General features: G+C 38.7%; 24 protein-coding genes. 8 read left to right on the forward strand and 16 right to left on the reverse strand.

The genetic code is table 11. From position 1 onward, the window contains the following. Positions 1-503: 503 nt before the first annotated feature. The 3 genes from HMJ38_RS25790 to HMJ38_RS11285 form a co-directional block, all read right to left on the reverse strand. Positions 504-836, reverse strand: a complete 333-nt coding sequence (locus HMJ38_RS25790) for a DUF5615 family PIN-like protein (protein WP_194974498.1) — start codon at positions 834-836, stop codon at positions 504-506. 15 nt (positions 837-851) lie between these two features. Next, complete coding sequence (locus tag HMJ38_RS11280; protein ID WP_084120928.1) at positions 852-1,073, reverse strand: DUF433 domain-containing protein; 222 nt, start codon at positions 1,071-1,073, stop codon at positions 852-854. A 265-nt stretch (positions 1,074-1,338) separates the two neighbouring features. Continuing rightward, positions 1,339-4,518: a WD40/YVTN/BNR-like repeat-containing protein gene (locus tag HMJ38_RS11285; protein ID WP_194974499.1), complete on the reverse strand. Its 3,180-nt coding sequence runs from the start codon at positions 4,516-4,518 to the stop codon at positions 1,339-1,341. Between the two features lie 322 nt (positions 4,519-4,840). Here HMJ38_RS11285 and HMJ38_RS11290 point away from each other — a divergent pair, with 322 nt between their 5' ends. The 3 genes from HMJ38_RS11290 to HMJ38_RS11300 are packed head-to-tail and all read left to right on the forward strand — an operon-like array spanning position 4,841 to position 7,311. Then, complete coding sequence (locus HMJ38_RS11290; protein ID WP_194974500.1) at positions 4,841-5,983, forward strand: LysM peptidoglycan-binding domain-containing protein; 1,143 nt, start codon at positions 4,841-4,843, stop codon at positions 5,981-5,983. 9 nt (positions 5,984-5,992) lie between these two features. Continuing rightward, a complete protein-coding gene (locus tag HMJ38_RS11295; RefSeq protein ID WP_194974501.1) occupies positions 5,993-6,547 on the forward strand; it encodes a hypothetical protein in 555 nt (184 codons plus the stop codon). Then, on the forward strand, positions 6,544-7,311 hold the full coding sequence (locus tag HMJ38_RS11300; RefSeq protein ID WP_228780011.1) for a TIGR02757 family protein: 768 nt from the start codon (positions 6,544-6,546) through the stop codon (positions 7,309-7,311). Before HMJ38_RS11295 ends, HMJ38_RS11300 begins: the two co-directional genes overlap by 4 nt. Before the next feature lie 175 nt (positions 7,312-7,486). Here HMJ38_RS11300 and pyrE read toward each other — a convergent pair whose 3' ends face one another. After that, positions 7,487-8,137 (reverse strand): orotate phosphoribosyltransferase, encoded by a 651-nt coding sequence (gene pyrE / locus HMJ38_RS11305; RefSeq protein WP_194974502.1) that lies wholly within the window; start codon positions 8,135-8,137, stop codon positions 7,487-7,489. A gap of 106 nt (positions 8,138-8,243) precedes the next feature. On the opposite strand from pyrE, the gene HMJ38_RS11310 reads away from it, so the two are divergent. After that, on the forward strand, positions 8,244-8,930 hold the full coding sequence (locus HMJ38_RS11310; protein WP_194974503.1) for an NUDIX hydrolase: 687 nt from the start codon (positions 8,244-8,246) through the stop codon (positions 8,928-8,930). Here the strand turns inward: HMJ38_RS11310 and coaD are convergent. Genes coaD through HMJ38_RS11330 form a run of 4 tightly spaced genes read right to left on the reverse strand, consistent with a single transcriptional unit; the run spans position 8,918 to position 11,360 of the window. Beyond that, complete coding sequence (gene coaD / locus HMJ38_RS11315) at positions 8,918-9,373, reverse strand: pantetheine-phosphate adenylyltransferase (protein WP_194974504.1); 456 nt, start codon at positions 9,371-9,373, stop codon at positions 8,918-8,920. The two genes, HMJ38_RS11310 and coaD, sit on opposite strands and share 13 nt — an antisense overlap. 11 nt (positions 9,374-9,384) lie before the next feature. After that, positions 9,385-10,218 (reverse strand): DUF3822 family protein, encoded by an 834-nt coding sequence (locus HMJ38_RS11320; protein WP_194974505.1) that lies wholly within the window; start codon positions 10,216-10,218, stop codon positions 9,385-9,387. Between the two features lie 2 nt (positions 10,219-10,220). Beyond that, positions 10,221-10,802, reverse strand: coding sequence for a hypothetical protein (locus HMJ38_RS11325; protein WP_194974506.1), 582 nt, complete (start codon positions 10,800-10,802; stop codon positions 10,221-10,223). A gap of 54 nt (positions 10,803-10,856) precedes the next feature. After that, complete coding sequence (locus HMJ38_RS11330) at positions 10,857-11,360, reverse strand: NUDIX domain-containing protein (RefSeq protein ID WP_194974507.1); 504 nt, start codon at positions 11,358-11,360, stop codon at positions 10,857-10,859. Between the two features lie 22 nt (positions 11,361-11,382). Here HMJ38_RS11330 and HMJ38_RS11335 point away from each other — a divergent pair, with 22 nt between their 5' ends. Together HMJ38_RS11335 and HMJ38_RS11340 are read left to right on the forward strand one after the other, a co-directional pair. Beyond that, on the forward strand, positions 11,383-12,831 hold the full coding sequence (locus HMJ38_RS11335; RefSeq protein WP_194974508.1) for an ATP-dependent DNA helicase: 1,449 nt from the start codon (positions 11,383-11,385) through the stop codon (positions 12,829-12,831). A gap of 17 nt (positions 12,832-12,848) precedes the next feature. Further along, positions 12,849-13,241: a DUF1573 domain-containing protein gene (locus HMJ38_RS11340; RefSeq protein ID WP_194974509.1), complete on the forward strand. Its 393-nt coding sequence runs from the start codon at positions 12,849-12,851 to the stop codon at positions 13,239-13,241. 82 nt (positions 13,242-13,323) lie between these two features. Here HMJ38_RS11340 and HMJ38_RS11345 read toward each other — a convergent pair whose 3' ends face one another. The 8 genes from HMJ38_RS11345 to HMJ38_RS11380 form a co-directional block, all read right to left on the reverse strand. Beyond that, complete coding sequence (locus HMJ38_RS11345; RefSeq protein ID WP_194974510.1) at positions 13,324-14,025, reverse strand: DUF4377 domain-containing protein; 702 nt, start codon at positions 14,023-14,025, stop codon at positions 13,324-13,326. Positions 14,026-14,121: 96 nt separating this feature from the next. Then, a complete protein-coding gene (locus HMJ38_RS11350; RefSeq protein ID WP_228780012.1) occupies positions 14,122-14,772 on the reverse strand; it encodes an SGNH/GDSL hydrolase family protein in 651 nt (216 codons plus the stop codon). A 63-nt stretch (positions 14,773-14,835) separates the two neighbouring features. Beyond that, complete coding sequence (locus HMJ38_RS11355; RefSeq protein WP_194974512.1) at positions 14,836-15,876, reverse strand: S66 peptidase family protein; 1,041 nt, start codon at positions 15,874-15,876, stop codon at positions 14,836-14,838. 74 nt (positions 15,877-15,950) lie between these two features. Then, positions 15,951-16,424, reverse strand: coding sequence for a hypothetical protein (locus HMJ38_RS11360; protein WP_194974513.1), 474 nt, complete (start codon positions 16,422-16,424; stop codon positions 15,951-15,953). Beyond that, on the reverse strand, positions 16,417-16,587 hold the full coding sequence (locus HMJ38_RS11365) for a hypothetical protein (RefSeq protein WP_194974514.1): 171 nt from the start codon (positions 16,585-16,587) through the stop codon (positions 16,417-16,419). Before HMJ38_RS11365 ends, HMJ38_RS11360 begins: the two co-directional genes overlap by 8 nt. A 91-nt stretch (positions 16,588-16,678) precedes the next feature. Then, positions 16,679-18,013: a D-alanyl-D-alanine carboxypeptidase gene (locus HMJ38_RS11370; RefSeq protein ID WP_228780013.1), complete on the reverse strand. Its 1,335-nt coding sequence runs from the start codon at positions 18,011-18,013 to the stop codon at positions 16,679-16,681. A 16-nt stretch (positions 18,014-18,029) separates the two neighbouring features. Further along, the gene (locus tag HMJ38_RS11375; RefSeq protein ID WP_194974515.1) at positions 18,030-18,413 is read right to left on the reverse strand and encodes a DUF423 domain-containing protein; all 384 of its coding nucleotides are present in this window, start codon (positions 18,411-18,413) and stop codon (positions 18,030-18,032) included. A 1-nt stretch (position 18,414) separates the two neighbouring features. Then, positions 18,415-19,089 (reverse strand): YggS family pyridoxal phosphate-dependent enzyme, encoded by a 675-nt coding sequence (locus HMJ38_RS11380; protein ID WP_194974516.1) that lies wholly within the window; start codon positions 19,087-19,089, stop codon positions 18,415-18,417. 36 nt (positions 19,090-19,125) lie between these two features. Here HMJ38_RS11380 and HMJ38_RS11385 point away from each other — a divergent pair, with 36 nt between their 5' ends. Together HMJ38_RS11385 and HMJ38_RS11390 are read left to right on the forward strand one after the other, a co-directional pair. Next, a complete protein-coding gene (locus HMJ38_RS11385) occupies positions 19,126-20,676 on the forward strand; it encodes a GH3 family domain-containing protein (RefSeq protein WP_194974517.1) in 1,551 nt (516 codons plus the stop codon). Continuing rightward, entirely contained in the window at positions 20,673-21,311 is a 639-nt protein-coding gene (locus HMJ38_RS11390) for a LysE family translocator (protein ID WP_194974518.1), read from the forward strand. Before HMJ38_RS11385 ends, HMJ38_RS11390 begins: the two co-directional genes overlap by 4 nt. Positions 21,312-21,642: the final 331 nt, after the last annotated feature.

Genomic DNA, 21,642 nt, shown 5'->3' on the forward strand with positions numbered 1-21,642 from the left:
TTTTCATTCCTTATTTCCTCTTACTTTTTTGCTTGATCAAAAAAGTAACAAAAAAATCAAGACAATCCGATCCTAGGCTTACACACTTGGCCTGCGCCGGCCCGGCGGATTGTCTTCCCACCCGCCTTGCAACCATCAAGGATTTGGTGAAAATTCGGGTTAATATTTAGAAGCTGTACCCCCTGCTCGCTTACCTGCCTGAATCCGGATTTTTTAAACTTATAATCATTGTCAAAATACAGGTATTGCAGATATGCTTTGGGGATTTCATCATTGTCCGAAAACGTGGCGACCTGCCACCTTTAGGTGTAGAATAAGCTTTCGCCGGTGGCTGGGTGAGTTTGCAACTCCACCCGCATAATTTAACCAATTTTCAATTGGCCGATTTCGCAGTTGGAGGTCTTCCCTTTTCTCAAATTCTATTGGATAGAAAAGTGTAATTTCTCCTTTGATTTTGGTCGGCGGGTCGTGGTGGTTATAAATGATTTTGCTTGATTTTTTTCTCAAAAGATATCCAAATAGCAATCATCCTTTTGATTTAAAAAAGATTCTATAGTGTCAAAATTTATAAAGATTTTTTCAACAATAAGGTTGGTTGACAGATTCCCAACATTAAGTCTTATGATTTTGGGAGGACACCCATAAAAAGAACTCAAAAAATAAAAATCCGTATCCTTTGTCAATATATCATATTTATGATTCTTTGCCCAATTCCAGATATCCTGGTCAGGAGAATTTAACAATTTCACATCTGACACATGCTTGATTTCATCAATAGTATTGACAAAATACTTCTTGATTCTCCAACTCAGATTTTCGTCTATTAAAATCTTCATCTGCAATATTAAAACCTAGACAGATAACTTGACTTTCTTTTCAGCATCTGCTGCATAAGCTAAACTTGCTTTGATATCATCAAGAGTTAATTCAGGAAAATCTTGCAGAATCTCTTCATTCGTCATTCCGGAAGCCAGATAGCCTAAAATATCATAGACGGTTATTCTCATACCTCTTATACAGGGTTTACCCCCTCTTTTACCTGGCTCGATGGTTATTATTTCTCTGTAGTCCATTTTTTATCAAGATTTTTTATAAAAATACATATTAATTCTAATATGATAATTGGCTTAATACTGTACCTGCGAAAAATAACCCGGAAATCAATAGTATACCAAAAACCCATAAAAAACTTTACGGAATACGCTTAGCGCCAACACTAGTCTACGACAAGATGGAATAATAAAATAACCACCACAGTTTACTGGGGTGGTTAATTATTATTTCAAGTCTGAATATTTAAATGTAACCTACTTCGGTCTTCGGTCTCCCATCTTCCAACTATTTAATCTCCACCTTCTCAATCTCCTTGAAAATATCAATCTTGGTGTTTCTGGCTTTTTCTTCAAATGCCTTCCAGTCATTTTCAAAGAACTCATTCCACACTTTTAGAGCCTCCTCAGCACTTTCTTTGGCCTGTTGCAATAACCTTTCCTCAGTTTGTCCCGGAGCTCCGTAAGAGGAGTTGGCATAGCTTCTAGGGGCATATAATCTGGTCATTGTGGTTGGATACAAATTCCTGACAATTCCCTGACCTTCTCTAGTGGGGCCGTAGAATGCCTCTCGGGTAGTGTCTATTTTCTTTTTGGTCTCCTCGGCAAGTTTTACCAATGCTTTGACTTCTGCATCATCGACGTCTTTGGCAAATGTGAGGATTTTGTCCACTGTGTTTTTGGCATCATCAAGCTGTCTTGTGGCTTTAATGACTTCAGCGGACAAGACTTCTGTCTGTTTGATGAATTCTTCACGTGCTTTAAGGCTTGCCAAATCCGTCTTGATTCTAGGATCTGTATGGACTACTATTGATCCCTCTGAACTTGCGTCGCCATACTGATAAACCACTTTATAAGTTCCGGGAAGTGCATCACCGCCGCTTGGTTCAAAAAAACCTCGCTCTCTTTGACTTCCTCCTCCTCTTCGCATTGGTGTATCCACAGAAGATTTCCTGTCAAGATTCCAGATCACCTGATTGACACCTTGGGTTGGAAGTTTTTTGATGGTTCTGATTTGTTGACCGGCTGCGTCAAAGATGGAAACTGTCACTGAATCCAGTTTCTCTTTTCCCGGATCATTGATAACAAAGTTTAATCTCCCACCTAATGGCCTGTTTTCAGCAGCATATTTTCCATCGGCCGGGAATCTTTCACCATGTGGCTGATGGATTTCTGCCTGATAGGCTTCCGAAGATGGAACAGCTGTTATTTTTCCGGCAGGTGCTTTACCTTGGTTTTTAGCAAAAACCCTCAATGGCCTGATATCATCCAATACATATATGGAACGTCCAAAGGTACCGATAACCAAATCAGCCTCTCTTTCCTGTATGACCATGTCATAAGTTGAAACGGCATTGGGATAGCCATGTCTCCACTGATTCCAGGTCTTGGCATTGTCGAAACTCACATACAATCCGAATTCTGTCCCGAGGAACACCAAGTTTGGCTCAACTGGATCCTGAATGATTGAAAGGGCAAATCCCCACACTTTATTGTCATCTGCTATCCTTTCATAGGTATTGCCATAATTTTTGGTTCTGTAGGCATAAGCAGAAAAATCATTGTTTCGGTAATTGTTAGCGACTATCCACGCTTCTCCCGCATCATATTTTGAGGCTTGGATCTGTGGGATCCAGCTCGCTTTAGGTAAACCGGTAAGTTTGGCTGATGTATTGGACCATGATTTTCCGCCATCTCTTGTTACTTGTACATTTCCATCATCAGTGCCCACCCAGATCACATTTTTATCTACTGGGCTTGGAGCAATCGCAATGATTGTGGTATGGTTTTCTGCCCCTGTAATATCAAAGGTCAAGCCACCTGTTTCCTGCTGTTTTTGTTTTTCAGGATCATTGGTGGATAAATCAGGGGAAATGATTTCCCAAGTTTCACCACGGTCCATACTTTTGTGCAGGAATTGGCTACCGTAATATATTGTAGCCGCATCATGAGGATCCTGTGCTATTGCTGCATTCCAATTGAATCTTAAGAACACATCTTTATCCGGATGTGTAGGCTTGATCGTTCTTTTGTGTCCTGTTTCTTTGTCAAATCGAGTGACATTTCCCCCCTGTGACATGGAATAGCCGTATCTTGAATTTTCAGGATCAGAAACAACGTCGAACCCATCACCGAATTGAATTTCCTGCCAATAGGTGTTTCTGATGCCGTCTCGTCGCCAAACATAAGCAGGGCCAACCCAGCTGCCGTTGTCCTGAAGGCCACCGTAAATATTGTAAGGTACTTCATTATCCACATTGATATGGTACCATTGTCCAACAGGAATGTTCTCAGCAAAATACCAAGTTTTTCCGCCATCCCGGGTAATGTTCAGACCGCCGTCGTTTCCATCTATCATGAGGCTTGGGTCGTTGGGGTTGATATACCAGGCATGATGATCCGGGTGAACACCTGCATAAGAAAGAAGTTGGCTGAAAGTTCGTCCTCCATCTTCAGTTATTCCTACCCTTGAATAAAGTGTAAATAATCTGTCAGCATTTTTAGGATCAGCATGAATTTCAAAATAATAAAAAGGTCTGTCACCAATTTCAGGTTTGTCATTTACCATTTTAAAATTATCACCACCATCCTCAGAGACATAAAGCGCATTTTTTGTAGATTCTACCAATGCATAGACTTTATTGCTGTTGGCTTTGGAGATGGCAAGGCCCATTCTTCCCAAGTTTCCTTTTGGCAATCCGGTTTTGTCATCCAGTTTTTTCCAATTATCTCCCCCGTCAAGGGTTACAAACAAACCTGATGAGGCTCCACCTGAATTGAAAAACCATGGATAACGACGGTGTTCCCACATGTTGACAAAGATCTTGTTCGGATTGTTGGGGTCCATGATCATTTCACCGACTCCCGTTTTGACATCTATGTAAAGAATTTTATTCCAGGTTTTTCCGCCATCAGTGGTTTTATAAACTCCCCTTTCTTCTTGTTCGCCCCATGGAGATCCAATTGCGCCAACAAATACCGTATTCGGATCATCGGGATGTACAATAATTCTGTGTATAGCCCTGGTTTTTTCCAGACCCATCATTTGCCATGTTTTACCGGCATCCAAAGACCTGTAAACACCATAACCCATATTCAGTGAATTCCTAGGGTTACCTTCACCGGTACCGACCCAAATGATATTTGGGTTTTTTTGGTAAATGGAGATAGCACCAATAGAGTGGACTTTTTCCTCATCAAATATCGGCGTCCAGGTAATGCCCCCTGAAGTTGATTTCCAGAGACCCCCTGAAGCGGATCCCGCATAAATAATAGTAGGATTGTCATCTACAGCGTCAATAGCGGTAATTCTACCGCTCATAGCAGCAGGGCCAACATTCCGGGCTTTCATTTCCTTGAATTGACTCATGTCAATCTTTTGGGCAAAAAGGTTGAACTGCGGACTTAAAACCAGCAGCAAAACCCCCAATCCCAATAAGCACATTCGGTTAGATATTTTATTTTTCATTCTTGTTATTTATGTTTTTTTTCAAATATGGGGCAATTGAGATAGGAAAATATTGATTTTAGTTTAGAGGGGTAATTCTTTTGATAGGTGGATTATAGTTAAGTTAGTTTCTTTGAAAAAACCCCGATGTGTCTATGCTATCATTAAAATTGACCTTTGGGAAATTTTTGTTGTTATTTCAAAATGACTCATAGTTGAAATAAATTGGACATTTTTCGTTCTACTTCCAACGAGGCTTGAATATTGCGATCAGTGATTTCTTTCCTTGGAAATGAAAAAATAAATCTGAACTTTGTACACGAAAAAGTAGCTTAAAAACTTTATGAAAAACATAGTTGTTTTAGGATTTTGTATTGCTTTTAGCTTTGGGGCTAAGGCATCAGAATTGGTATTGAGAGATTCTGTAGGGATGGAAAAAATTGGAGATAAAACCTTCATCATTCATCAGGTAGAGGAGAGAGAAACCTTATTTGGCATTTCAAGAAGGTATCAAGTTGCTGTAAATGAAATTATTCAAAATAATGTACAGCTTCAGGATGGTCTCAAATTGGGCCAAAGGATCAAGGTTCCATATATTGCCAAGGCAGTATTACCTGAGGGAGCCAAGCTGCATAAGGTAGAGCCTGGCGAAACTTTGTTTGCCATCTCTAAAAAGTATAATGTCACGGTCAGCGAAATTTTAAATTGGAATAACCTTCAAGGAACAGATTTGAGTGTAGGGCAATCCTTGATTATTGAAGGAGTTGCAGAAAAGGTTGAAACGCCTCAAAGTACCTCTACTGCCCCTCCTGAGGCTACAAGCACAGTTCCTTCTACAATAGAAAAGGCGGTTGTTTCAAATCCTCGAAATGAAAACATAACAAAATCTTCAGAAAAAGCTGAAGAAGACATGCCATCATCAAATAGAAATTCTTCAGAAATTGGAGCTAATCTGCCAGGAGATTGGATTTCCCATACGGTAGGTCAAGGTGAAACATTGTTTGCTATTGCAAAAAAGTATGATGCAAATATGGAAGATATCATTACTTGGAATTCCTTGGCTTCCAATAATATCTCAGTTGGCCAAAAGCTCAAGGTCGGAAGAGAAGCGAATTCCAATGTCCCTGTAGTCACTTCTTCGGTTCCTGTGATCATCAATAATGAGAGAACCAATGCCACGCTGAGTAGTCGGTCATCAGATGAAGGTGGCGATACTGCCTATAAGAACATCAAACAAACAGGACTCGCTGAATTGATCGAAGGGACAGGTAATCATAAAAAATATTTGGTGCTGCACAGAGATGCTCCGGTGGGGACAATCATGAGAGTAAGAAATGAAGAAAATGACATCACCATATTTGCCAGGGTCGTCGGTAAGCTGCCTGATACAGGTGACAATAGTAAGTTGATCATCAAACTTTCGGAAGCTGCGTATGGACAACTCAGGGCTGTAAATGCAAGATTTCCTGTTGAGATTTCTTACTGATTTGATTGAATGAAAAAAATCCAATTAATATTTCACCATTTTTTCAGGTTTATCTGGAATGTCATATTTGTGATATCATATCCCATTATGGCTACTTTTGGTTTGATTTTAGTTGGCTTGACTTATTTTTTTTCATGGATTTCGAGATTATTGACGGGGTTACGAAGTGGAAAAGAAACGGTCGAGGTTTTTGAATCAGATTGGAAACCCTTGGAGCAACCTAACAATCTTCTTGAAGCAAAAATGTACAAACAGATTATGTTCGGACCTTCCTGTTTTGAACTGAGGAGGACTGACGGTATTCCCTCTGTGCTTCAGGATTATTATTTTGGAAGTAAAGTACGATTTATAGAGGAAGGGATATTGCTTGAAAGATGGAATTCTACAGACTCCAAGGAGTTGCCTGACTTCGATATATGTCTTTATGATCCAGATTCTGATAAACTTACACCTTTGACCAATATCAAATGTTTTGATTGGCACCTCTCAGAGAAAAAAGGCAATAACCTACTGTTTAAATGGTTTGACGGGATTCAGGGAGGAGAGGTTAAAGTAGCCCTATGATGGATATCAAAAGTTTTTTGGACCAGAAAGTATCCACCTATAATCAGCCAAGTTTTATCGAATTAGATCCTGTTTCGGTTCCGCATCGGTTCAGAAAACCTCAGGATATAGAGATATCAGGTTTTATTGCAGCAACCTTAGCTTGGGGACAAAGGAAAACCATCATCAATAAATGCTTGGAAATGATGGCAATGATGGACAATGCACCGCATGATTTTGTCTTAAATCATACTGAATCGGACCTCAAACCATTTTTAAATTTCAAGCATCGGACTTTTAATGATTTGGATACGCTCTATTTCATCCATTTTTTTTCATGGTTTTACAAATCTCATGAGAGTTTAGAAGATGCTTTTACCATAGGATGGACACATGATACTGACATTGTTGAAGTTTTACTTTCTAATTTCCACGATTATTTCTTTCAGCTACCTCACGCCCCAAATAGAACAAGAAAGCATGTAGCCACCCCCAAGAGAAATTCAGCATGCAAAAGGCTGAATATGTTTTTGAGGTGGATGGTCAGGGAAGATGGGAATGGCGTGGATTTTGGAATATGGAAAACCATCAAACCTTATCAATTGATTTGCCCCTGCGACCTTCATGTGGACCGGGTTGCAAGAAAACTTGGATTGATCACAAGGAAGCAGACTGACTGGCATACCGCAAAAGAATTGACAGAAAAATTGAGAGAATTTGATACTCAAGATCCTGTCAAATATGATTTTGCGCTATTTGGCCTGGGAATAGAGGAGAAGTTTTGAATATATTTATAATTACCTGCAATGAGATCAGTTACCTAATTTCCTTTGCTCATCAGTACGCCTGCCTGCCGCATGCAGGGAAGTGGGAAGACCGAAGGTAGCATGTGAACTGATATTAAACCAATTTTAAAGTTGAATAACCTTCTTAAAGGTAAGATATTGGATAAGCATTTATTTAATTGTAAGGATTCCAGGATGCAGGGTCTTTTCTCCATTCTACCAAAGAAGCCAGAGTATTGTCATCAATATAATCATTTGCTAACGCTTGTGGCAGCATAGCAGAGTAATCACTCAGGCAAATAAGCTTCACTCCGGCCTCTTCAAAATTTTGCTTGGCGACCTCAAAGCCATACGTGAATATGGCAACCATACCAAGGACTTCTAAACCAGCTGCTTTTAGATCGGCGACTGCTTTTAAGGAACTTCCGCCTGTGGAAACCAGATCTTCAACGACGACTACTTTTTGACCAGGGATCACTTTGCCTTCTATCATATTCTCCATTCCATGTCCTTTCGGTTTCGATCTTACATAAATAAAGGGCAGGTCAAGTTCGTCAGCCAACAATGCACCCTGAGGAATTCCTGCTGTAGCTACACCGGCGATTGATTCAACTTCTGAAAAATGTTCTTTTACTGCTTGTGAGAGGCATAATTTTATAAATTTCCTGATAGCAGGGTAAGAAAGGGATAGCCTATTGTCACAATAAATTGGTGATTTCCATCCTGACGCCCATGTAAATGGCTTTGACGGCTGAAGTCGTATGGCTTCTATTTCCAAGAGTTTGGTGGCTATTTCCGAAGCAGTTTTTTGATTGAGTAATTCCATGGCTTAAAATTAAGGGATAAAATGTAAGCGGGTATTGTGCAGGCTTAAAAATTTTATGCATTTTTGAATTAAATATTTCAAAACCAACTAGAAAATTCCGTCGGTCATGAAGATTTTTATCAACGATAAACCTCTGGATTTATTTACTCCTGAGGAACTGCCTGGCGACAAAACTTTTGAGTGTGTGTATGACCATCCACTTGATATCCCTGCTACCGGTGATTTTCACGATGATGTACTGATTATCGAGCCGACAAATGATGTAATCATCAAATTATTATACCTTCTGCGTACAAGAAAGCTCAAGCATCTTGACTCTGTCAGTGTAGTTGCCAAAGATAAACCAAAGATGAAATCCTTTATCAAGGGAAGGTTTACAGTCATCAAGGCTGCAGGAGGAGTTGTGACCAAAGGGGATAAGATTCTTTTTATTCATAGATTGAATAAATGGGATTTACCAAAAGGAAAGTTTGAAAAGGGTGAATCTCCAGAAGAATGCGCCCATAGAGAAGTCGAGGAGGAATGTAATATCAAAGTCAAACTTGGACCTTTGATATGTAAAACATGGCATACCTATACACATGACAGGAAAAGTATTCTGAAAAAAACCTATTGGTATTCTATGGAATGTTTGAGTGATGTGGATATGAAGCCCCAAAAAGAAGAAGGGATAGCAGATATTCGTTGGATGGGACACCATGAGGCAAAAGTAGCCTTAGTGAATTCTTATCCCTCCATGAGGTATCTTTATAAAAGATTCTTAAAATTTGTATCCAAACTTCACAAAGCGTAAGGGAGGTAATCTTTTACTTCACCGCCATATCGGTGAACTTCCCTTATGATGGTTGAACTCACTGCTGCAAATTGTGGCGAGGTAATCAAAAAAACAGTTTCAAGGTCAGCATTGAGATTTCTGTTCATTTGACTGATGGTGTTTTCATATTCAAAATCCGTGGTATTCCTTAAACCCCTTACCAAAAAGTTTGCCTCGTGTTTTTTTGCCAATGTTGAAGTCAGTTCATTATATACCACCACTTTGACATTGTTGTTGCCACTATAAATTCCTGATATTTTTTCAACCATCAGGTCAATCTCAAAATACCTATTATGTTTAGCCGAATTGTACCCAATTGCAATAATTACCTCATCAAACAGATTAAGACTCCGCATGACAATGTCATGGTGCCCTTTGGTAAAAGGATCAAAGGAACCTGGAAATATTGCAGTTTTCTTCATGTTTCAATAATTTACGGAAGTTCCCAATAGGATTCAAATACTGCTGGTTTCTGGAATTTTTCCGCACCGTCATGATACTGAACATTTGGAATAGGGGAAGTAATGTTAATGTTTTTAAAATATTGGGAAATCCATGCTTTATCGATTTGATGAAATTCAGGGTCACCAAATATTGTCAGTCTAAAATAGTTTCTGTTAAACTCCAATTGGCTGCTTATGCCCATGATATATTTCAGGATATCCTCTTTATTGCCAAGGTCGAACCTGTTGAAGAGCATGATTTCCTGGTTTGAAAAAGCGGCAAGATAAAAATAGTTTCTCTGTACCAAAATCAGAATCTCCTGGCTTAGCAGGTTGAACTTCTCTTTCAATACATAAGAGAGAAATGAAGATGCACCATGATGAAAACTAATTTCAGATTTATTTTCTGAAAGCTGTTCTGCAAGGTCTTTTCTAATCGATCCTACTAAGTGTAAGTTATTGCTTTCAAGACTTGTGTCAATCACTTTTGAATTTTCCGAAGGCTTGTCAGCAAAAAACAAGAAAACCGAAGATAAAGCTTGGTCAAAAAGAGGACCCGGTACGAGCGAAAAAGACGATACATGATTGTATACCTGAATCGGTACATCAAGATTTAGCAGCTTTTCCTCCTTGAGTTTAAAGGTGAGAAGTCTTGGACTTTCATACTCTTGGCTTTGAATACACAGTACTTTTTTATTTTGATCTTTCGCAAAATAAAAATAATGGTCCTCAAATAAGAAAAGCGATAAATTTGATACTGTTTGTGTATCAAATTTATCGCAGTAAATCTTTTCTTCGATGATATTATCAGATCTTATAGCCAAGATTACTCCCAGTTTCCTGAAGTAGATGAATCAGTTCTTGAACCAACCCTAAGTGCTTTTTCTTTATTGTTCTCTCTTCTTTTTGGGTTAATTGGATCAGGGTCTCTGATCTCAAAAACGGGTATTTGTCTTTGATTTCTTTCAACCTTATCTGCGAAAAATTCAAACTCTTTACCGCCTGAACCCGGTACTACCTGAAGGTTATCAAGATTGAAATTTGGATATTTTCTTTCATTGAATAAAGAGTCCATAACATCTACGGAGCCTAAGGTATCCAATTCAACCGTAATTTCTTCTTTACCGTATTCCAATAATTTGGTGATTTCCCTTCTCTGCACCAACCAGATTTTTCCATTGTCAATAAAGTTTCTAAGTTCATTCCAGGTTCCTGCATATTCACCTTTAGTGGCAATGTATGCAATCTGTGCATCTCTGAGCATTTGAAGTTTTTCAATTATTCTGGCCTCAGTAGCTGCAATTCTTTTTTCTTCCTGCATTACGTCGTCTACACTTCTGAATAACATGTATCCGAGACCTAAAGCTGCAATTAAGAAAACAATAGATAAAATTCTTGTTAGTGTCATTTTTTGGATTGATTTAATCTGTAAATAAAGTTGATGGTATTTGAGATGAGAATGCTATTTTATGTAATTATTTTCAAAATTAAAATATCCTTTCCATAATCTCACATCATTCATGGATTTTATTCCCCAAAATAGCCTGTGTTTCTCCTCATTTTTGATAGAACCCAGTTCTTTGGTGTCAAAGAATCCAATTTCGGTGATCAATTGTCGATCCTTTGGAAGTTCTGGATCGATCCCCATTTGCAATTTACCTCCGGTTTGCCTGACTTCAAAGTAAAGTTCTACAGCATGAAGGGGTAGATTTAAGTATTCGTAGGTGCAGAGGAAATTTTCTATGGAAATTTCTATACCGGTTTCCTCCATAAATTCTCTTTTTAGGTTTTCGGTACTTGAACTTCCAAATTTCATTCCACCTCCTGGGACATTCCAGAAATATTTTCCATTCCCCATATGATGTTTGATCATTAGAATCTTATCTTCTTGAATCAATATACCATTTACACGAGTTCTTAATCTTCCTCCAAATTTCTCATGGATAACTTCTTCCAAAATTGTCATTAATCTCTTAGCTTCGTCATTGATGATGAGTAAAGATAATGAAGCGGTATTAAAGCCTTCTCTTCTTTTGAAAAGAAATTTTCCATTTGAACCGACTTCCGGTCAAATGGCCTTTTTTGAAAAGATGGATTTGTTTTTTAAAAATGAAAATTTAAAAAACCCTACATTTCTGTTGAGAGGCTATGCAGGTACTGGCAAGACCTCCTTGATTTCTGCTCTGGTGAAAACTTTGCCAAGATTGAAGTTAAAGTCACTTCTGTTGGCACCTACAGGTCGTGCAGCCAAGGTGATGGGGAATTACAGTAATAAATCAGCTTTTACCATCCATAAAATTATATACAAACCAAAAGGTGAAATCGGTGATTTGGGTCAGGGGTTTATACTTCAAAAAAATTACTACAAAGAGACGCTGTTCATAGTAGATGAATCTTCCATGCTAGCAGATGAAGCCATAGGAGGGCGGAGTCTTCTAAGAGATCTGATCAATTTTGTTTTTCAGGAATCTAGCAATAGATTATTAATGGTAGGAGATACTGCACAGCTTCCTCCTGTTGGGAGTTCCGAAAGTCCTGCACTAGACAAAGACTATTTGATCGTTCATTTCAGGTTGCAGGTAGAGGGGATTGAGTTGACAGAGGTGATGAGACAGCAATTGAGTTCGGGTATATTGTACAATGCCACCTTGCTAAGGAGAAATATGTGGTTAGAAAATCCTCAGGTTCAGTTGGTAACAAAAGGCTTTAAGGATTTTTTCCGCATGACAGGAGAAAAACTGGAAGATGGATTGCGGTATGCTTACCAAAAATATGGAGTTGAAAGTACCATTATCGTGACAAGGTCAAATAAATCAGCTGTGCAATACAATCAGTATATACGTCAGACCATACATTTTTTCGAAGATGAAATCAGCGCAGGTGATATCCTGATGATTGTCAAAAACAATTATACCTATATGGCAGATTCTGACCGTGTCAGTTTTCTTGCAAACGGCGATTTTGCTGAAGTAATTAAAATTCGTTCGTTTGAGGAAATGTATGGCCTGAGATTTGCCACATTGGAGCTGAGGTTAATTGATTACCCTGAGGAGCCATATTTTGAAGCTAAAGTCATCTTGGACACCCTTCATAGCCCGCATCCGTCACTTACTTCAGAACAGTACAAGGAATTATATCGCCAAGTATCGGAAGATTATGCTGATGTAGCGAACAAAACCGAAAGGATGGAATTGATTAAAAAAGATTCTTATCTTTCGGCCTTGCAAGTGAAGTTTTCGTATGCGTTGACATGTCATAAAGCGCAAGGTGGTCAATGGGATGCAGTTTTTGTAGACCAAGGCTACCTGACAGATGAAATGATCAACCAGGATTATCTCCGTTGGATGTATACGGCAATGACCAGAGCGAAGAAAGAGCTGTTCATGGTGAACTTTAACCAAAGATTTTACATTAATACAATTGATTTAGAAAATTAAACTAAATGAGATCAACTATGAAAAAGATGATTTTACTGATGGCGGTAACATTATTCACCTTCGCCGCCTATGCCCAAGAAAAAGCTGGCCCAGTGATTGAGTTTCAAGAAAAGTCCATCGATTTTGGGGACATCACCCAAGGAGATAAGGTCGAGCACACTTTCTTGTTCAAAAACACCGGAGATACGCCATTGATGATTCAAAATGTGGCTGTAACCTGTGGCTGTACAGCGCCTAATTGGCCAAAAGAACCAATAGCCCCAGGAAGTACAGGCGAACTAAAAGTGGTTTTTAACTCTACTGGAAAAATGGGAAAGCAGAATTCGGTTGTAAGGGTTTATTCCAATGCATCTGAGCCGATCGAAAAAGTATCTTTGATTTCCAATGTGCTTCCCAAGGGACAGAAGTAAAAAATCAAGAAACTTTGTTTTTAAAAAGAGACTGCCCAATCACGGGCAGTCTCTTTTTTTCTTTTCAAGGTAAATGGGTCAATTAATCAACTTTTAAGAATACTATCAATACATTTTCTTCCTTGTCCATTAAATAGAGATTCCTGTTTTCAAATTTGTAGAATCTAGTATCGGAAATAAGCTCACCCATTAAGCGTTCCAACTTATTTTCCTGTTCTCCACATGCCATCATGGTACTTGCAAGATTCCCGAAAATCAGTTCTGATTCAGTTATTTTCGCAATTCCACCTCTGAATGTGTTGCAACCGGAAAATCCGAATACCCTTCTCTCAGAAATATTGATCTCCATTGTCAGGGCTTTTTCTCCCGCCATGGGATTTTTAAATTTACCCAATTCAATGACTTTCCAAATATCCGTTAATCTCAGTGTCCTATCGGGTTCTTGGGAAATAATTTCCACCAATTTGTAACCCAAATTTGATGCATCAGCCGGGATGGGGTCGGGGAGTTTTTCAATGTTGACCTTGATTTTATAAATGTTACCAGGTTGATATTCGAATCCCTCAATATTTGAATAGAAATTCTTCCATTTGCCTTCGTCTATTTCATCCCCTTCCTGAATTTGAAGACAAGTCATAGGCCCCACCCCAGAACAGGGTATTTTGGCACTATTTACCCAAAAGATTTTTTCTTCTACCGTCTTAGAAACCATATCCTGTTTAGATTTGCAAGACATCATTGCAAGCAATAATATCCCCAGGCCGATTAAAATGAGATTTTTCATGATAGCTTAAATTTTCCGATCACATTACAAATTTTTTGCCCAAAAACAGCTTGCTGAAAATTGTGGCTGTTAAAAAATATTAATTTGATTTCAGCGTCAGAAAGCCATCTTCTCAAAAATGACCTTTTCCAATTTTTGGGCCCATTTTTCGTAAACCAAGGCGCTTGGATGGAGGTTGTCCGAAACCACCATTTGCGGTAAAGCTCCAATTTCCCTATATTCTTCCGTAATGTCTATGTAATGCACACCCAGTTGGTTTGCGATGGATTTTTTTGAGGCATTAAACTCATCTATCTCTTTTGCAACTTTCTCTTGATCTGACCCCCGGTTAACGGCAAAAGGAGTAACTCCCCAATCAGGTATAGAAATCACCACAACCCGATTTGAATTCCCTTTGGCATAAGTGATGGCATCCTGAAGGAGCGTTCTGAATTCAGATTCATAATTTTCTAGTGGTCTTCCACGGTATTGGTTGTTGACACCAATCAGTAAAGTGACCAAATCGTAGGTATTACCTTCTATTTCAGCATGTACTATACCTTTTACCAATTCATCAGTGGTCCAACCTGTTTTGGCAATAATGGTTGGTTTTTCGAATTCCAAACCCTTAACTTTCAGTAAATCGACTGTTTGGTTGGGGTAACGGTCTTTTTCATCCACACCTTCCCCGATCGTATAAGAATCTCCTAGAGCCAAATAAGTAAAAGTTTTTTCTTCCATTAGGTTTTTGGGATTTTCTTTTTCCATACAATTTAGATACAGGGATGAAATCAGGATTGAAATTATTGCAAGATGCTTCATAGTAAAGGTTTAAGATTTAAAGGTCTGATGTGTCATCTTGAAAGTGCCTGATGCTGCATCCATTTCTATCTCTGCACCATGCGGGACCACAAATTGTTTCCCCACATGACCAATCATAGCACCTTTATAAGCAGGGATATTCAAGGGCAGGATATAGTCATCCAAGATATCATCCAAAGTCAGTGAACCATATCCGCCTCCGGGTGTGCAGTCAGTACATTGACCAAAGATGAAACCTTTGATTTTCCCTAAAGTCCCATTCAGTTTAAGCGTACTCATCATCCTGTCAATCTTATATGGATCCTCGCTGATGTCTTCAATGAATAGAATCGCATCTTTAAAATCAGGATAATAGGGTGTTCCCGAGATAGAAGTAAGGACAGTAAGATTCCCCCCAAGAATTCTTCCTTTTGCCTTTCCGGGCCTTAGCACCTGAATTCTGTTTTGTTTGACAATCAGATCATCTCCTTTGACTTGTTCATTCTCGAATTGCATCAATTCCTGATCATAGAACATCCTCTCAAATTGTCCTACATTGAAACTGTTCCAACTGCCGGTTCCATTAGGCCCATGGAAGGTAATTAAACCTGTTTGGGAAAAAATGGCACAATGCAGTGCCGTGATATCGGAATAGCCCAAAAGGGGTTTGGGATTTTTTTTGACAGCTTTATAGTCAATTTTTTCCAAAATCCTTGCTGCACCGGAACCACCTCTGATACAGATGATAGCTTTGATATCAGGATCCGAAAACATGGTATTGAAATCTTTTGCCCTTTCTTCATCAGTTCCCGCCAAGTGTCCTCTACGGTTTTTCAGGTTTTCTCCCAATCTTACCTGTAACCCCAATGCTTCCAATGACTCTTTGGCAAAGTCAAATTGGATCCTCTCGGAAGTGGCAGCAGACGGGCTTATTAGGCCGACGAGGTCGCCTTTTTGGAGGGGGGAGGGCAAAACTGTTTTTTTGGCTTCTTCCAAAATAGGGAGAAATGAAGCCAAAGGAAACGCCCCAATACCAAGGACGGCAGATTTAAGGAAAAGTCTTTTATTCATGGACTAATTTCTTTTAAGGAAAGGTAAAGGTTAGAACAATCTATTTTTATTATTATCAATAAAATTGCAAACAACTAGTCTTCCAAGTCTTGTGGAGGATTGATTTTATGCAATTCTTCTAAATCAAGTTGGTCCTTTAGTCGGTTGGTGGCTCTTTTTGCTAATATCAAATTTTCATAATCAATAAAATAGACAGGAATTTTTTCCACAAATATCACATTAGCATTTTGATACAAACTCTTAAAAGGTATATTCTCTAACCCCTTAATACTTGTCATAATATCCAATTTGAAACCATCGTTTAAAGAAAAATCTGTCCATCCCGGTAAAAACTGAAGTCTTTCAATTTGTTCGAAATCCCCCAATCCGATATCCTTAAATGCTTTTCTAAGATTTTGACGGTTTTCTAGCGTGTCTTCAATTAATATATCGATATCGTTTGTACTTCTATTATAACCATAGATATTGACAGCAAACCCTCCTATGGTTAAATACCTTACATTATTTGAATGAAGGTATTTCCAGATATCAACTATTTGTTCATGCATCCTTATTTAGCTTAGATTTTGATGCCTCTTTCATAGATCGGGAAACTTCAATCAATACAAAAAGTCTTTCAAGTCTATCCAGGTAGGAAAGCGCCCTTACTTCATTAATCCTTTTTTCTTCAATTATACTTGGATCGGCATAAGTGAATTTTCTTTTTTCCATGCCTTAAATTAGATATTCAGTAAGTATTATACAAAATTTAATAGTGGACTTTTGGGATATGTTTAATAACAAGGTGTTTACAGCACAATCCTCAAAACTTCTCTTTGATATACACCATCACCTTTTCCATTTCCCTTCGGATTTCGGAAGATTTGTTGAGGTAGTTGTTGTTCATAAAGGCAAAAGCATATACCTGACCAGAATCAGTGACAATATAACCTACCAAACTGAGATTGTTGCTGATCGTTCCAGTTTTAGCATATATGTAAGGCGCTCTTGCCTTAAAATTGTATTTCAGGGTCCCATTGATTCCTCCTTGGGGAAGGAGCCTCATGATTTGGCTGCGTGGCATGGATTTTTCCAATTTGACCATCAGGGTAATCATAGATCTTGGGGTAATCAGGTTATGCCTCGAAAGGCCCGAACCATCCACCCATTGTGGCTTGTCAGGCAAATCCCATAGATAGGTTTTCTGTATAAAATCAATGGCCCTTTCAGAATTCAATTCCAAAAACTGCGCATCCGAAATCATCAGCAAAAATTGCTCTGCAAGAAAATTATCACTTTCCTGAAGCATTTCGGCCCATAATGGTCTTAATGTACCTCCATTGAAAACGTTATGGAATTCTGGTAACGGATCCTTACTTAGGCCAACCGGTTTGTTGATTTGTACCTCTGCTAATTTGGCAAAAAGCTCCGGTGAAGTGATAAATGGAAGTTCTGATTTGGTGGCGGTGTAGGTATTTGGATTAAAGTAAAAGTCATTGCTGTGGAAAGACCTTTCCACATGTTTGATTTCTTTTGCTGTATTGATTACTACTTTATTGAAATTGGAAATATTGGAAATCGGGGTTCTTTTTTGATTGGAGTAGGTGACAAAATTCCCATAAATCGGAAAAGGAGACTTTTCGGATGAGTAGGAAAAATAATAATCATCCCATTGCCAACCATAACCAAAAGCCTCATCTTTCCAGTTTGTATCTGAAAACCGGATGGTTTTGTAGCGGCTTAAGAATTCCGAAATTTTTGGTTGGGGAAGATTTTTATATTTCCAAGAAGGGAATCCTGTTCCCCAAAGTGTAATCTGATCATTGTTTTCAGTATATCTAAATGCCGGAATGCTGTCCTTTAATACCATGACACTTGCATAAAAAGTCAATAGCTTGGTAGTCGATGCAGGAATGAAGTTTAAATGACTGTTTTTTTCATAAAGGATCCTTTGACTGTCCAAATCAAATAAAACAAATCCGGTAAGGTGATTTCCAAAAAACGACTTTTCATTCAGCAGGCCGTCTAGCCCAAGATATCTGTCAACAATTCCTGAATCTTGTCCAAAAACGAAATTGGAGTAAAATAGAATTGAGAAAACCAAAAAAGTTTTTCTGATCTGACTAAGGGAGGGGACTGAAAATTTAATGTTATTCAAAGTTTAAGGTTTGAATTTAATGCAACTTGTTTTTAGCAGTAAATGCCAATATTCCCCAACCTAAGATAAAAGCCACGCCTCCAAGGGGAGTAATGGCTCCAAGCCAGGAAATACCTGTCAAGGAGAGCACATAAAGTGATCCCGAAAAAATCAGAATTCCTATAAAAAACATCCAAACAACTGTGTTTAGCCTTTTGACGGTCGGTTCCGACCGCTGCCATATTCCAACCACCAAAATGGCCAAGGCATGATAAAAGTGGTATTTGACAGCGGTTTCAAAAGTTTCAGTCCTTGCATTGCTATCTAAAATAGCTTCCAATCCGTGAGCTCCAAAAGCCCCTATGGCCACTGCCAATCCACCTAGGATTCCGGCGATTTGAATGGTATTCAGTTTCATCATCTTATTTATAATTTCTTTCTCCAAATATCGCCGTTCCGATCCTGACCATGGTGCTTCCTTCTTCTTGGGCAATGACATAGTCACCACTCATTCCCATGGATAATTCTTTCATTTCAAAATTCGGGGGTAGCGCTCTTTTTTTTAGTGTCGTAAATAATTGGTGAAGTCCACGAAATTCTTTTCTGACTCTTGCAGTGTCATCCGTATAGGTAGCCATACCCATCAATCCTGAAATTTTGATGTTTTTGAGGTCTTGGATTTCATGCCCGGAAATTATTTCTTCCAGTTCATTTTCATCCAAGCCAAATTTGCTTTCTTCTTTAGCGATATGTACCTGAAGCAGACAAGGGATAATCCTGTCTACTTTTACTGCCTGTTTATTGATTTCCCGGAGTAATTTTAGAGAATCCACACCATGGATCAAATGTACGAATGGCGCGATGTATTTGACTTTATTGCTTTGTAGATGCCCAATCATATGCCACCTGACATCTTCCGGTAGCTCCGCTTGTTTATCCACCATTTCCTGAACTTTATTTTCTCCAAAATCCCTGATTCCTAAATCATAAGCTTCTTTCAAAGCAGAGATAGGTTGGGTCTTGCTTACGGCCACCAATAAACAATGAGGATTTGAAAATGTATTTTTTATTTTATTTAGGTTTTCTTTAATGCTCATTCTTTTAAATTTGGTAAAATCTATCAAAACAAAGATATGGCTATATTGGGTACATTGCTAAAAAAAGGGATCAGATTAAGGGATTCTTTGGAACAGGAATACAGCTCTCCATTTGAAATTCAAAAGGTTGAACTTAAAAAACTATTGATCAAAGCGGCGAAGACTGAATTCGGCAGGAAGTATAAATTTGACCTGATTTTAAAAGAGTTTAAGAATCGGGATGATAGTTTTTATAAAGCCTTTGCCCTGCATGTTCCTATTTACAATTATGAAAAAATCTACAATGAATGGTGGTACAGACTCAAAGCAGGGGAGAAGAATATAACCTGGCCTGAAGCCATCAGGTATTTTGCACTTACATCAGGTACTTCGGGTGCTTCCTCCAAATATATCCCCATTTCCAAAGATATGGTAAAGGCTATCCGAAGAACCGGAGTTAGACAGATTCTTTCCTTATCGAAATATGACTTGCCGGATGAATTATTTACCAAAGGTATTTTGATGTTGGGGGGCAGTACTGATCTGGAATTTAATGGGACGTATTTTTCAGGTGACCTCAGCGGCATTACGACAGGCAGGCTTCCCATTTGGTTTCAGACTTTTTATAAACCAGGGAAACAGATTTCCAAAAACAAGGATTGGGGAGAGAAGTTGGAGCAGATCGTGGAAATGGCACCAAAATGGGATATTGGAATTATTGTGGGGGTGCCTGCTTGGTTGCAGATATTATTAGAGAAAATCATCGAAAGGTATCAACTGAAAACCATACATGATATTTGGCCAAATCTTAGGATCTATGTTCATGGTGGGGTTTCTTTTGAGCCATATAAAAAAGGATTTGAAAAACTGATGGCAATGCCCTTGATCTACATGGAAACCTATTTGGCATCAGAGGGTTTCTTAGCATTTCAGGCCCTCCCCGAAAGGAAATCCATGAGGTTGGTCCTGAACAATGGTATTTTCCATGAATTTGTGCCTTTCAATGAAAGTAATTTTGATGAAAACGGTGAGATCCATCCCAAAGCCGAGATATTGAAAATTGACGAAATAGAGGAAGGTAAAGACTATGCCCTTTTGATTTCAACTTGTGCAGGTGCATGGCGGTATCAGATAGGGGATGTGATTCGGTTTGTGTCCAAGGAAGAATCCGAAATAGTGATTACCGGAAGGACGAAACATTTCCTAAGCTTGTGCGGGGAACATTTGTCAGTCGACAATATGAACAAGGCCATACATTTGGTTGAAGAGGAAATGAACCTAGATATCCGTGAGTTTACCGTTTTGGGACTACCTCATGGTACTTTGTTTGCGCATCATTGGTTTGCCGGTACGGACAATCAAGTCGATGAGACAGAATTAAGAGATAAAATAGACGCTCATCTTAAAATCCTCAATGATGATTATGCAGTGGAAAGGAAACATGCTCTGAAGGAGGTGAAATTGACAGTAGTTCCTGCTTCTGTATTTTATGGTTGGTTGAAAGTCCAGGGTAAGGAAGGCGGACAAAATAAATTTCCACGTGTACTCAAAGGAGAAAAGATGAACAGTTGGCTGGAATACCTGAAGGAAAATGGCGTAAAAATATGAGTCAGGCACTGTTAGAAGGTGTCAGCATGGGTTTATTGCTGTCCGCGATGATCGGTCCTGTTTTTTTTACACTGATTCAAAACAGTATAGAAAACGGATTTCGCCATACGTTTATTTTGGCTTTAGGCATACTATCAAGTGATTTGATCTATGTTATTATCACTTTTTTTGGGGTAAGTTTTTTGGCACAGTATCCAAATTTTGAGGTGATTTTAGGCTATGTCGGTGGGCTTGTTTTGATTGGATTTGGGGTTTCTGGCTTTTTCAAAAAAAATAAGGAAAGAATAAGTTCGGGAGGTATGATGATATCCAAACCAAAAAAATCAACCGGCTTTTTAAAAGGGTTTGGGATCAATGGCATCAATCCCTTTGTCATGTTATTCTGGATTTCCATAGCCGGATTGGTTAACCTGAAGCAGGATTTTAGGTCGACTGACGTTTTCCTGTATTACTTTGGAATATTGTTCACCGTCTTTATGATTGACTTATTGAAGGCCTACATCGCAAAGCAACTGAAATCATTTGTCACACCCGGATTGATGAAAAAGCTGAATATTGCAGTTGCCATTGTTTTGGTTTTTTTTGGATTGAGGTTGATAAAGTTTGCTTGGGAGAGGCAAGTTTTGCTTCCTTAATAAATTTCATCTTTGTTATATCCCAAGTGACAGAATGCTGAAACATGAAGGTTTTTACTTGATGGACTAAGGTTTTTAAATTCTAAGCAGTATATCAATTATTGATTCTCAAGTCCCCCAAATTCTTCGGGACAAGCTTTTGGCTCTCGCATCTCGGCTTTCGCTTCTATTGTTTTGTGTCCCTAATACTCGGTGCAAGTTTTAAATCTTATGTCCCCGAAATACTTCGGGGCAAGCTTTATGTCTTGTGTATCAAGTCTTGTATCTTGGCTCTTGATTGTAGATTCCGATGATCTTGACCACCGATCCGGCTATCTTGACCACCCTTTGA

The sequence above is a fragment of the Aquiflexum lacus genome, assembly GCF_015476655.1.
In the GTDB taxonomy this organism is placed as follows: Bacteria; Bacteroidota; Bacteroidia; order Cytophagales; family Cyclobacteriaceae; genus Aquiflexum; species Aquiflexum lacus.